Source organism: Pseudomonas sp. 22526, assembly GCF_052044735.1.
GTDB lineage: Bacteria > Pseudomonadota > Gammaproteobacteria > Pseudomonadales > Pseudomonadaceae > Aquipseudomonas > Aquipseudomonas piscium.
Window position 1 is genome coordinate 19,754 of record NZ_JBQENK010000017.1, and the last position, 12,874, is coordinate 32,627.

The following is a 12,874-nucleotide window of genomic DNA, read 5'->3' on the forward strand; positions in this document are numbered from 1 at the left end:
CGCGATAGCCTTTACCCCCACCCCTTGTGGATTGAGCCCCATGCTCGTCACCTCATCATCGAACCCATGACCGGCACAACCCGATCCCCGTCCAAAGCCTCCCGCCTGTTCTTCGGTTGCCTGGCTTACGTCAGCCTGGCCATCGGCCTGATCGCCATCGTCGTCCCCGGCCTGCCGACCACCGAATTCGTGCTCCTCGCCGCCTGGGCCGCGACCAAAAGCTCGCCACGCCTGAGCGCCTGGATGGAAAACCACCGCCTGTTCGGCCCCATCCTGAGCAACTGGCGCAACGGCCGGATCATCAGCCGCCGGGCCAAGATCAGCGCCACCCTCAGCATGCTGCTGTGCGCCGGCCTGATGCTGAGCCTGCTCACCCATCACTGGACCATGTACCTGGCGCTGGCCGGCATGGGCCTGGGCAACCTGTGGATCTGGTCGCGCCCGGAGGCTCTGGCCCAGGCCTCCTGATTCCTCTGCAAGAGCAGCCGGTCGACGCTCGGTTGCTCGCGACACTCCCTCCAGCGAAACCTCCCTCCTTTCTGTTTATGTCAAACCCATGACCGCTCGTCGGCTTTTTCTCAGGCAAATGCCGGCCAAGCCGATGTTCCGGGCATGGCGCTGAATGGACTTGGCGACCGGAGTCAGCCGACTCACCGCTCACCACCAGTCCATTCGCGAGATCGCCCCATGTTCGACTCTCTGTCCATCCGCCTGAAAATCGTGCTGTTGTCCGGACTCTGCCTGCTCGGCGTGGTGGGCCTGATCGTCGGGATGAACATCTACCAGACCAACCAGAACGATCAGCTGGTCAGCAGCTCCAGTTCGCGAATGCTCACCGACAGCGTGCAGAACCTGCTGCAGGCCCGGGCTGCCGAGCAGGCGGTGCGGGTGCAGAAAACCTTTGGCGAAAGCCTGCTGGTGATCACCGCCCTGGCCGACCAGATCAACGACCTGCGGGCCATGGCCGGTAAGCGTTCGCTGGACGCCGCGACGCTGCGCGAAGAACTCAACCACAGCCTGAAAACCGCCTTCGAACGCAACACCAAGGTGCTGGGCATCTGGCTCGCCTATGAGCCCAACGCCCTCGACGGCAAGGACAGCGAGTTCGCCAACGACGCCGGCCATGCCTCCAACGAAGCCGGGCGCTTCGCCAGTTACTGGAGCCGTGCCGGCGGCACCGGGCTGAACACGGTGATGGTCGAAGAGGACATGAACAAGACCACCCTGAGCGTCAGCGGCACCCCCTACAACAGCTGGTACACCTGCCCGCGCGACAGCAAACGCACCTGCCTGCTCGACCCCTACGCCGACACCGTGGGCGGCAAGCTGATGCTGATGACCACCATTTCCCTGCCGCTGATCGTCGACGGCAAAGTCATAGGCGTAGTCGGCGTGGACATCGCCCTGGATGCCCTGCAGGCCGCGGCCGCCGACTCCCAGCGCGGACTGTTCGAGGATGCCGGACACATGCTGATTGTGGCCGGCAGCGGCATCCTCGCCGCCTACAGCAACGATGCGGCCAAGGTCGGCAAGGGCATCGCCGATACCCTGGGCGCCGAAGGCAAGGATGTCCTGCAACTGCTGACCGGCAACACCCCGAAAATCCTCAAGCAGGGCGACCTGATCCGCGCCGTGTATCCGGTCAGCCCGATCGCCGACGCCCGTCCCTGGGGCGTGGTGATCGACCTGCCGGAGCAGGTGCTGCTGGCCGACACCGTGAAACTCCAGAGCGTGCTCGACGACGCCCAGGCCCAGGGCACCCTGGTGTCCGTGCTGGTGGCGGCGGTCGCCGGCGTGATCGGCCTGCTGCTGATCTGGCTGACCGCCTCCGGCGTGACCCGGCCGATCAACAGCGTCGCGCAGATGCTCAAGGAAATCGCCAGCGGCGACGGCGACCTGACCCAGCGCCTGAAGTACAGCAAACAAGACGAACTGGGCGAGCTGGTGGGCTGGTTCAACCGCTTCCTCGACAAGCTGCAACCGACCATCGCGCAGATCAAGCAGAGCATCACCGACGCCCGCGGCACCGCCGACCAGTCCTCGGAGATCGCCCGCCAGACCAGCGAAGGCATGCAGGTGCAGTTCCGCGAAATCGACCAGGTGGCCACCGCCTCCAACGAAATGAGCGCCACCGCCCACGACGTCGCCAACAGTGCCTCGAACGCCGCCAATGCCGCCCGTGGCGCCGACCAGTCGGCCAAGGACGGCATGACCATCATCGAACGCAGCACCCGCGACATCAGCATCCTGGCCGAGGAAGTGAGCAAGGCGGTGGTCGAGGTCGAGGCCCTGGCGGTCAACAGCGAACAGATCGGCTCGGTGCTGGAAGTGATCCGCAGCATCGCCGAACAGACCAACCTGCTGGCCCTCAACGCCGCCATCGAAGCGGCGCGCGCCGGGGAAAGCGGCCGCGGCTTCGCGGTGGTCGCCGACGAGGTGCGCAACCTGGCCAAGCGCACCCAGGATTCGGTGGAAGAGATTCGCCTGGTGATCGAGCGCATCCAGAGCGGCACCCGGGGCGTGGTGGCGACCATGCATTCGAGCCAGGCCCAGGCCCAGAGCAACGCCGGGCAGATCCAGCAGGCGGTGCAGGCCCTGGGCAAGATCAGCGATGCGGTCACGGTGATCAGCGACATGAACCTGCAGATCGCCAGCGCCGCCGAACAGCAGAGCGCGGTGGCCGAAGAGGTCAACCGCAACGTCTCGGCGATCCGCAGCGTGACCGAATCCCTCACCGAACAGGCCACCGAATCGGCCCAGGTCAGCAGCCAGCTCAACGCCCTGACCACCCAGCAGATGAAGCTGATGGATCAGTTCCGCGTTTGACCTTGCCCCTGTAGGAGCGAAGCTTGCTCGCGATGAACCANGTGCGCGTCATCGTTGACAAGCATCGCGAGCAAGCTTCGCTCCTACAGGTAGCCCTTGCTCCGTCACGGGGCTGCGGCGCTTCACTTTTTTGATCTATGCTGGCCCCTCTCTTGCGGAGGGCCTGCAATGACCGATGTGCTGTCGTCTGTTCAAGCCGCGCTTGGCTTGCCTCTTACCCCGATTGCCTTGACCTCGAGCGGCGCCCTGCCCTCGGCCTTCGCCGTGACCGAACTGGCCAGCGCCAGCATCGCCGCGGCCGGCCAGGCGGCGGCCGGGCTGCTGTTCAGCCAGACCGGGCGCCAGCCCACCCTGAGCGTCGACCGACGCCTGGCCTCCTTCTGGTTCGCCACCTCACTGCGTCCGCTCGGTTGGAGCGTGCCGCCGCTGTGGGACCCGGTCGCCGGCGACTACGCCACCCGGGACGGCTGGATTCGCCTGCACACCAACGCGCCCCATCATCGCCAGGCAGCCGAACAGGTACTCGGCCGGGTCGCGGATCGCCCGGCCATGGCCGCCAAGGTTGCGCAGTGGGACAAGAGCGATCTGGAACAGGCGGTGGTCGAGGCAGGCGGCTGCGCCGCCGAGATGCGCAGCTGGGCCGACTGGCAAGCCCATCCCCAGGGGCAGGCCGTAAATGCCGAGCCCCTGGTGCATTACGTGAAGCAAGGTGCAAACACCGCGCAGCCCTGGCGCGGATCGCTGTCACGCCCCCTGGCCGGGATCAAGGTGCTGGACCTGACCCGGGTGCTGGCCGGCCCCATTGCCAGCCGCTTTCTGGCCGGGCTGGGCGCCGACGTGCTGCGCATCGACCCGCCGGAGTGGAACGAACCCGGCGTGGTCCCGGAAGTCACCCTGGGCAAACGCTGCGCCCGGCTGAACCTGCACGACGCCGCCGATCGCCAGGTCTTCGAAGGCCTGCTGAGCGAAGCCGACCTGCTGTTGCACGGCTACCGCGCCGATGCCCTGGAACGCCTCGGCTACAGTGCGGCCGAGCGTCAGCGCCTCGCCCCGGGGCTGATCGACGTGTGCCTGAATGCCTATGGCTGGAGCGGCCCCTGGCAGAACCGCCGTGGCTTCGACAGCCTGGTGCAGATGAGCAGCGGCATTGCCGAGGCCGGCCAGCGCTGGCAGCAGGCCGATAAACCGGTACCGCTGCCGGTGCAGGCCCTGGACCACGCCACCGGCTACCTGATGGCCGCCGCGGCGATCCGCCTTTTGACCCAACAGCTGCAAACCGGGGCCGTCGGCAGCACGCGACTGTCGCTGGCGCGCACCGCCAAGCTGTTGATCGAGCACTCCCATGGCAGCGCCGAGCCCGCCTTGCGTGCCGAAGACCAGGACGATCAGGGATTGCTGGTGGAGCAGACCTCCTGGGGCCCGGCCTATCGCCTGCAAGTGCCCTTGCAGATCAGCGGCACGCCCCTGCAATGGGCCTACCCCGCCAGCGACCTGGGCGCCCATCGGCCGAAATGGTAATGCTCGTAGCCTCGTAGCCCTGTAGCCGCTGCCGAGCCTGCGAGGCTGCGATCGGCCGCGCAGCGGCCGTAAAACAGGCCATGCGTTACTTCCTCTATGCCGCTGACGAGGACTGCGTCCTCGATCGCAGCCTCGCAAGCTCGGCAGCGGCTACAGGGGATTTGGAGATTACAGGGCCGTCCACAGATGCTGCGCCGCATAACCGCGCCAGGGCCGCCAGGCCTCGGCGCGGGCCAGCAGCTGGCTGGCACTGACCGGCGCGCCTTCGAGCGCCGCCAGGGCATTGAGCAAGCCCACGTCCGCCGCGGGAAAGGCATCCGCCTCGCGGAACTGGCGCAGGGCCACGTAGTGCGCGGTCCAGTCGCCGACACCCCATAGCGCCCGCAAGGCGGACAGGCTGTGTTCGAGGCTGGCCTTGGGGGCAAACAGCTGCGGATCGTCGAGCAGCGCCTGAGCCACGCCGGACAGGGTTCGCCCCCGGCTGCGCGGCATGCCCAGGCTCGCCAGGTCGGCGCCGGCCATTCGCCCCGGCTCAGGGAACACATGGCTCAACCCCGCTGGCGCCCCCACGCAGCACAGAGGCTGGCCATACTGCGCCACCAGCTTGCCCGCCAGGCGGATGGCCGCTGTCACCGTAATCTGTTGCCCCAGCACCGCGCGCACCGCCAGTTCGAAACCGTCCCAGGCGCCGGGTACCCGCAGCCCCGGCCGCGAGGCGATCAGGCGGGCCATCAGCGGGTCGGCGGACAGGTGCCGGTGGATCGGCGCCAGGTCGGTGTCCAGGTCCAGCAGGCGGCGGATGCGCGCAACGATCTGCGCCTGGGCTTGCGGGTCGGGAAAGTGCAGGGTCAGGGCTAGCGCGTCGCTGTCACCCGGCACCACGCTGAACCAGCCGTGCATGCCATCGAGGCTGATGCTGCGCGAGTAGCAGTCGCCGCTGACGGTCTCCAACCCGGCGATGGCCCGCGCCCGGAGAAAGGCCAGCATCGCCGGCCAGTCATAAGGCGCCTGGTAAGCCAGCCTCACAGCGACAGCACACCGCTGTACAGGCCATAGGCGGCCAGGCTGGCCCCGACGACCACGCAGGCGAAAATGCCCTTCTCGATGCCAGTGAACAACGGCTCGCCCTGCTCGCGCTTGGCCTTGGCGAACAGGATCACCCCGGGGGCATACAGCAGGGCCGACAGCAACAGGTACTTGACCCCACCGGCGTACAACAACCAGACCGCGTAACACAAGGCCACGCCACCGATGCACAGGTCTTTCATGCGCTCGGCCGAGGCCTGCTCGTAGGTTTCGCCGCGGCCGCTGAGCAGCACCGCATAGGCCGCCGACCACAGGTAAGGCACCAGGATCATCGACGAGGCAAGGTAGATCAGGCTGGTGTAGGTCCCGGCGGAGAACAGGGTGATCAGCAGGAACACCTGGATCATGCTGTTGGTCAGCCACAGGGCGTTGACCGGTACGTGGTTGGCGTTTTCCTTCTTCAGGAAGGCCGGCATGGTCCGGTCGCGGGCCGTGGCGAACAGGATCTCGGCGCACAGCAGCGCCCAGGACAGCAAGGCACCGAGCAGGGAAACCGCCAGGCCGACGCTGATCAGCAACGCACCCCAGGGACCGACGATGTGCTCCAGCACCGCCGCCAGCGACGGGTTCTGCAAGGTCGCCAGCTCCGGCTGGCTCATGATCCCCAGGGACAACACGTTGACCAGCACCAACAGGGCCAGCACGCCGATAAAACCGATCACCGTGGCCCGACCGACATCCGCGCGCTTCTCGGCCCGGGCCGAATAGACGCTGGCGCCTTCGATACCGATGAACACAAAGACCGTGACCAGCATCATGTTGCGCACCTGGTCCATCACCCCGCCGAAGTTCGGGTTTCCGCGGCCCCAGATGTCGCGGGTGAAAATGTCCGCCTTGAACGCTACCGCGGCGATCACGATGAACATCACCAGCGGCACGATCTTGGCCACGGTGGTCAGCAGGTTGATGAAGGCTGCTTCCTTGATCCCGCGCAGCACCAGGAAATGCACCGCCCACAGCAAGACCGAGGCGCAGGCGATGGCCACCGGGGTATTGCCCTGGCCAAACACCGGGAAGAAATAACCCAGGGTGCTGAACAGCAACACGAAGTAGCCGACGTTGCCCAGCCAGGCACTGATCCAGTAGCCCCAGGCGGACGAGAAGCCCATGTAGTCGCCGAAGCCGGCCTTGGCGTAGGCGTACACCCCCGAATCGAGCTCGGGCTTGCGGTTGGCCAGGGTCTGGAACACGAAGGCCAGGGTCAACATGCCCACGGCGGTGATCGCCCAACCGATGAGGATCGCCCCTGCGTCGGCCCGGGCCGCCATGTTCTGCGGCAAGGAAAAGATCCCGCCGCCAATCATCGAACCCACCACCAGGGCAATCAGGGCGCCGAGTCGCAGTTTTTGTGTGGTTTGTGACATGCCTACCTCTGCGTGCGGTCCAATTGTCCGACAACCAAACTATATGCAAATAAATTACTTCCACACGCTGGCAACGAACTAAAAGAGTCAATAATTCATCTTTTTCCGCCTCATCGACATGACGCCGATCAGAACATATTGAATAGTCGTGAGTTTTATTTTTCATAAAGACTAAATGCCATCAGCCGGCCAGCCCCCTTATAACTTTTTTACTAGTTGCACATTCTTAAAAGCAGACTAGTTTCAACTTGGCGTTAACAAGAAGCCCTGCCACCTTGCCTTCCAGGCCTTCTGAAACACTGCTTTCAGGCCTCCTGCCGACTACCGCAAAGACTGCTTAAGTCATTCATTCACAATGGAATGTAGCGATGACCTGATCTAAGTCAGCTGTTTTTATTACGCGCAGATCTACTCTGACGTCTCTCTTCTCCTGCAATGGAGTCACGCAATGTCTGACACTCCCGGAAAACTACGACTTGGTGCGTTAGTCGCGTTGGTAGTCGGCTCGATGATTGGCGGCGGGATCTTTTCCTTGCCACAAAACATGGCGGCAAGTGCCGATGTAGGCGCTGTTCTTATTGGTTGGGCTATTACCGCTGTCGGTATGTTGACGCTGGCCTTCGTGTTCCAGACCCTGGCCAACCGCAAGCCTGATCTGGACGGCGGTGTCTACGCCTATGCCAAGGCCGGTTTCGGCGACTACATGGGCTTTTCTTCGGCCTGGGGCTACTGGATCAGCGCCTGGCTGGGCAACGTCGGCTACTTCGTGTTGCTGTTCAGCACCCTGGGCTATTTCTTCCCGATCTTCGGCGAGGGCAACACGCCGGCCGCGGTGATCGGCGCCTCGGTCCTGCTGTGGGCCGTGCATTTCCTGGTGCTGCGCGGGATCAAGGAAGCGGCCTTCATCAACCTGGTGACCACGGTCGCCAAGGTGGTGCCGCTGCTGCTGTTCGTGCTGATCGCCCTGTTCGCCTTCAAGCTGGACATCTTCACCGCGGACATCTGGGGCGTGAAGAACCCCGACCTGGGCAGCGTGATGAACCAGGTGCGCAACATGATGCTGGTCACCGTCTGGGTGTTCATCGGCATTGAAGGCGCGAGCATCTTCTCCTCCCGCGCGGAAAAACGCTCGGACGTGGGCAAGGCCACCGTGATCGGTTTCATCACCGTGCTGCTGTTCCTGGTGCTGGTGAACGTGCTGTCGCTGGGCATCATGACCCAGCCGGAACTGGCGAAGCTGCAGAACCCCTCGATGGCGGCGGTGCTGGAGCATGTGGTCGGCCACTGGGGCGCAGTGCTGATCAGCGTCGGCCTGATCATCTCGCTGCTGGGGGCGCTGCTGTCGTGGGTGCTGCTGTGCGCGGAGATCATGTTCGCCGCGGCCAAGGACCACACCATGCCGGAGTTCCTGCGCAAGGAGAACGCCAACCACGTGCCGGTCAATGCCCTGTGGCTGACCAACGCCATGGTGCAGATCTTCCTGGTGATCACCCTGTTCTCGGCCAGTACCTATCTGTCGCTGATCTACCTCGCCACCTCGATGATCCTGGTGCCCTACCTGTGGTCGGCGGCCTATGCGGTGCTGCTGGCGGTGCGCAACGAAACCTACGAAGCGGCCCTGGCCGAACGCAAGAAAGACCTGTTGATCGGGGTCATCGCCCTGCTCTACGCGGTCTGGCTGCTGTACGCCGGCGGGGTCAAGTACCTGCTGCTCTCCGCCCTGCTCTACGCCCCCGGCGCGATCCTGTTCGCCAAGGCCAAGCTGGAGCTGGGCAAACCGATTTTCACCAACGTCGAGAAGCTGATTTTCGCCGCAGTGGTCATAGGCGCCCTGTTGGCCGCCTACGGGCTCTACGACGGCTTCCTGACCCTGTAACGGCACGATTGTTTCTACCTCTGGAGGATCACTGTAATGACCACGGAAAAAGTTAAGTACGGCGTTCATTCCGAAGCCGGCAAACTGCGCAAAGTCATGGTTTGCTCCCCAGGCCTGGCCCATCAGCGGCTGACCCCGAACAACTGCGATGAACTGCTGTTCGATGATGTGATCTGGGTCAACCAGGCCAAGCGCGACCATTTCGACTTCGTCACCAAAATGCGCGAGCGTGGGATCGAAGTCCTGGAAATGCACAACCTGCTGACCGATACGGTGCAGAACCCCGAAGCCCTGAAGTGGATCCTGGATCGCAAGATCACCCCCGACACCGTCGGTGTCGGCCTGACCAACGAAGTGCGCAGCTGGCTCGAAGGCCTGGAGCCACGCAAGCTGGCCGAGTTCCTGATCGGCGGCGTGGCCGGCGAGGACCTGCCGGACAGCGAAGGCGCCAGCGTGATCAAGATGTACCGCGACTACCTGGGCCACTCCAGCTTCCTGCTGCCGCCGCTGCCCAACACCCAGTTCACCCGCGACACCACCTGCTGGATCTACGGCGGCGTGACGCTCAACCCGATGTACTGGCCGGCCCGGCGCCAGGAAACCCTGCTGGCCAGCGCCATCTACAAATTCCACCCCGAGTTCGCCAACGCCGACTTCGAGGTCTGGTACGGCGACCCGGACAAGGATCACGGCCAGGCCACCCTCGAGGGCGGCGACGTCATGCCGATCGGCAATGGCGTGGTGCTGATCGGCATGGGCGAGCGGACCTCGCGCCAGGCCATCGGCCAGCTTGCACAATCCCTGTTCGCCAAGGGCGCGGTGGAAAAAGTGGTGGTGGCCGGCCTGCCGAAATCCCGCGCAGCGATGCACCTGGACACCGTGTTCAGCTTCTGCGACCGCGACCTGGTCACGGTCTTCCCGGAAGTGGTCAAGGAAATCGTGCCATTCGTCATCCGTCCCGACACCAGCAAGCCCTATGGCATGGACGTGCGACGGGAGAATAAATCGTTCATCGAGGTGGTGGCCGAGTCCCTGAACCTCAAGCAACTGCGCGTGGTGGAGACCGGCGGCAACAGCTTCGCCGCCGAACGCGAACAGTGGGACGACGGCAACAACGTGGTGGCCCTGGAACCGGGCGTGGTCATCGGCTATGACCGCAACACCTACACCAACACCCTGCTGCGCAAGGCCGGCGTGGAAGTGATCACCATCAGCGCCGGCGAACTCGGCCGCGGCCGTGGCGGCGGCCACTGCATGACCTGCCCGATCGTGCGCGACCCGATCGATTACTAATTAATTAACCACTACCCGACGCTGTGAAAGCGTAGCGAGCGCAGGAAAGACAAGGCAAAAACAGGCGAGGAACGGTTGGAGTCGCACTCGACTCTACTGGTTGTAAATGAGCATTCCGAGCCTGTTTTTAACGCAGTATTTCGAGCGTAACGCCGAAGGTGAACAGCCCGCAGTAGCTTTCACAGTGTCGGGAAAGGAGATCCATCATGGCTTTCAACATCCACAACCGTAACCTGCTGAGCCTCGAGCACCACACCGCGCGCGAACTGCGCTACCTGCTCGACCTGTCCCGCGACCTCAAGCGCGCCAAGTACACCGGCACCGAGCAGCAGCACCTCAAGGGCAACAACATCGCCCTGATCTTCGAGAAAACCTCGACCCGTACCCGCTGCGCCTTCGAGGTCGCCGCCTATGACCAGGGCGCCAACGTCACCTACATCGACCCGAACTCATCGCAGATCGGCCACAAGGAAAGCATGAAGGACACCGCCCGGGTGCTCGGGCGCATGTACGACGCCATCGAGTACCGCGGCTTCAAGCAGGAAATCGTCGAAGAACTGGCGAAGTTCGCCGGGGTGCCGGTGTTCAACGGCCTGACCGACGAATACCACCCGACCCAGATGATCGCCGACGTGCTGACCATGCGTGAGCACGCCGACAAGCCGATCCATGACATCAGCTACGCCTACCTGGGCGACGCCCGCAACAACATGGGCAACTCGCTGCTGCTGGTGGGCGCCAAGCTCGGCATGGACGTGCGCATCTGCGCGCCAAAGGCCCTGTGGCCCCATGACGACCTGGTCAGCCGCTGCAAGAAATATGCGGAAGAAAGCGGCGCCCGCATCACCCTGACCGAAGACCCGAAAGCCGCGGTCAAGGGCGTCGACTTCATCCACACCGACGTCTGGGTATCGATGGGCGAGCCAGTGGAAGCCTGGGCCGAACGTATCCAGCAACTGCTGCCGTACCAGGTCAACGCCGAGCTGATGAAGGCCACCGGCAACCCACGGACCAAGTTCATGCACTGCCTGCCGGCGTTCCACAACAGCGATACCAAGGTCGGCAAGCAGATCGCCGAGCAGTATCCGAACCTGGCCAACGGCATCGAAGTGACCGACGACGTGTTCGAGTCGCCGGCCTGCATCGCCTTCGAGCAAGCGGAAAACCGCATGCACACCATCAAGGCGATCCTGGTCTCGACCCTGGCCGACCTGTAACCCCGACGCCCGGGACAATCTCCCGGGACCTGTAGGAGCGAGGCTTGCCCGCGATGGCGTCAAACCTGACACCCGACAATCGCCGGCAAGCCGCGCACCCACCGGATCACCGAATTCTGGAAGGAATGCATTATGCGTATCGTCGTCGCATTGGGCGGCAACGCCCTGCTCCGCCGTGGTGAACCCATGACCGCGGACAATCAACGCGCCAATATCCGGATCGCCACCGAACAAATCGCCAAGATCCATCCCGGCAACCAACTGGTGATCGCCCACGGCAATGGTCCGCAGGTCGGCCTGCTGTCGCTGCAGGCGGCGGCCTATACCTCGGTGTCGCCTTACCCGCTGGACGTGCTCGGCGCCGAAACCGAAGGCATGATCGGCTACATCATCGAACAGGAACTGGGCAACCTGCTGGACTTCGAAGTGCCCTTCGCCACCCTGCTGACCCAGGTCGAGGTCGACGCCAAGGACCCGGCGTTCCAGAACCCGACCAAGCCCATCGGCCCGGTCTACAGCAAGGACGAAGCGCAAAAACTGGCCAAGGAAAAAGGCTGGGCCATCGCCCCCGATGGCGACAAGTACCGCCGCGTGGTGGCCAGCCCGAAACCCAAGCGCATCTTTGAAATCCGCCCGATCAAATGGCTGCTGGAAAAGAGCAGCATCGTGATCTGCGCCGGCGGTGGCGGCATCCCCACCATGTACGGTGAGGACGGCAAGCTCAGGGGCATCGAGGCGGTGATCGACAAGGACCTGTGCTCGGCGCTGCTGGCCGAACAGCTGGAAGCCGATCTGCTGGTGATCGCCACCGACGTCAACGCGGCCTTTATCGACTGGGGCAAGCCCTCGCAGAAAGCCATCGCCCAGGCCCACCCGGACGAAATGGAAAAACTCGGCTTCGCCGCCGGCTCCATGGGACCAAAGGTCCAGGCGGCCTGCGAGTTCGCCCGCCATACTGGAAAAGTCGCGGTGATCGGTTCACTCTCGGACATCGAAGCGATCGTCCAGGGCCAGGCCGGCACGCGCATCAGCACGGCCCAGCCGGGCATCACCTACCGATAAGAGAAACCCAGGGGGCAGGCTCCAGGCCTGCCCCCTCTCCCATGCCTTGAAAGGAGAGAACCATGGCCCAGTTCGAACCCGGTCATTTGCACATCGAACGACACGCGCTGAACAAGGACGATGTCAGCTACAACATCTGCATCGACTACGAGGTCGCGCAAGATCCCAAGGAAGGCAAAGGGATGCAGTTCAAGATGCATGGAACGATCCAGGGCAAAGCGGTCGATGAACCCTTCTTCCTGCCCAAGGATCAGGCGTACAACTTCGCCAGCAACGTGACGAAAATCGCCGAGAAGTATGGGATTCCCAAGGCAATGAGCAGCATAGGTTCGGTGCACAAGCACTACGACGCGATGTTCGAGGACGTGCGGGTGCAGTTGAACATGAAGTCCGGGGATCCGGTAAAACCCGAACATTTCGAATAACCCCAGCCCGTGGATCGCGGGCTTCCCTACCCGCTTTGTAGGAGCGAGGCTTGCCCGCGATGGTCGTCAAGGATGACGCGGGTAGCCTGATATGCCGCGGCGTCTTCGAGTTCATCGCGAGCAAGCTTCGCTCCTACAGAAGCCCCCTGCGGACCCTACGGCGAATTTCACCAATGGCGTCCGCCAAGGCATACTTGCCACCCTCCG

At 63.7% G+C, this 12,874-nt stretch carries 10 protein-coding genes; 8 read left to right on the forward strand and 2 right to left on the reverse strand.

All coding sequences use genetic code 11. The features are described from left to right. Positions 1-66 precede the first annotated feature (66 nt). The 3 genes from ACTJKT_RS23170 to ACTJKT_RS23180 all read left to right on the forward strand — a co-directional run bounded on the left by ACTJKT_RS23170 (position 67) and on the right by ACTJKT_RS23180 (position 4,344). On the forward strand, positions 67-468 hold the full coding sequence (locus ACTJKT_RS23170) for a YbaN family protein (protein WP_097305435.1): 402 nt from the start codon (positions 67-69) through the stop codon (positions 466-468). Between the two features lie 219 nt (positions 469-687). Further along, on the forward strand, positions 688-2,826 hold the full coding sequence (locus ACTJKT_RS23175; protein ID WP_440788719.1) for a methyl-accepting chemotaxis protein: 2,139 nt from the start codon (positions 688-690) through the stop codon (positions 2,824-2,826). 168 nt (positions 2,827-2,994) lie between these two features. Further along, entirely contained in the window at positions 2,995-4,344 is a 1,350-nt protein-coding gene (locus tag ACTJKT_RS23180; protein ID WP_440788720.1) for a CoA transferase, read from the forward strand. 168 nt (positions 4,345-4,512) lie between these two features. Here the strand turns inward: ACTJKT_RS23180 and ACTJKT_RS23185 are convergent, their stop codons facing one another. Both ACTJKT_RS23185 and arcD (ACTJKT_RS23190) read right to left on the reverse strand, forming a co-directional pair. Beyond that, a complete protein-coding gene (locus tag ACTJKT_RS23185; protein ID WP_440788721.1) occupies positions 4,513-5,370 on the reverse strand; it encodes a DNA-3-methyladenine glycosylase family protein in 858 nt (285 codons plus the stop codon). Then, complete coding sequence (gene arcD, locus ACTJKT_RS23190; RefSeq protein WP_440788722.1) at positions 5,367-6,794, reverse strand: arginine-ornithine antiporter; 1,428 nt, start codon at positions 6,792-6,794, stop codon at positions 5,367-5,369. The genes ACTJKT_RS23185 and arcD (ACTJKT_RS23190) overlap by 4 nt, the downstream gene beginning before the upstream one ends. A gap of 448 nt (positions 6,795-7,242) precedes the next feature. Here arcD (ACTJKT_RS23190) and arcD (ACTJKT_RS23195) point away from each other — a divergent pair, with 448 nt between their 5' ends. The 5 genes from arcD (ACTJKT_RS23195) to ACTJKT_RS23215 all read left to right on the forward strand — a co-directional run bounded on the left by arcD (ACTJKT_RS23195) (position 7,243) and on the right by ACTJKT_RS23215 (position 12,667). Next, positions 7,243-8,670 (forward strand): arginine-ornithine antiporter, encoded by a 1,428-nt coding sequence (gene arcD / locus ACTJKT_RS23195; RefSeq protein ID WP_440788723.1) that lies wholly within the window; start codon positions 7,243-7,245, stop codon positions 8,668-8,670. A 36-nt stretch (positions 8,671-8,706) separates the two neighbouring features. Beyond that, entirely contained in the window at positions 8,707-9,963 is a 1,257-nt protein-coding gene (gene arcA, locus ACTJKT_RS23200) for an arginine deiminase (RefSeq protein ID WP_440788724.1), read from the forward strand. Positions 9,964-10,169: 206 nt separating this feature from the next. Next, positions 10,170-11,180 carry an ornithine carbamoyltransferase gene (locus ACTJKT_RS23205; protein WP_023966828.1) on the forward strand — a complete coding sequence of 337 codons (1,011 nt, stop codon included), beginning with the start codon at positions 10,170-10,172 and terminating at the stop codon, positions 11,178-11,180. A 132-nt stretch (positions 11,181-11,312) separates the two neighbouring features. Continuing rightward, positions 11,313-12,242, forward strand: coding sequence for a carbamate kinase (gene arcC, locus ACTJKT_RS23210; protein ID WP_025805869.1), 930 nt, complete (start codon positions 11,313-11,315; stop codon positions 12,240-12,242). A 62-nt stretch (positions 12,243-12,304) separates the two neighbouring features. Then, positions 12,305-12,667: a DUF5064 family protein gene (locus tag ACTJKT_RS23215; RefSeq protein ID WP_440788725.1), complete on the forward strand. Its 363-nt coding sequence runs from the start codon at positions 12,305-12,307 to the stop codon at positions 12,665-12,667. Positions 12,668-12,874: the final 207 nt, after the last annotated feature.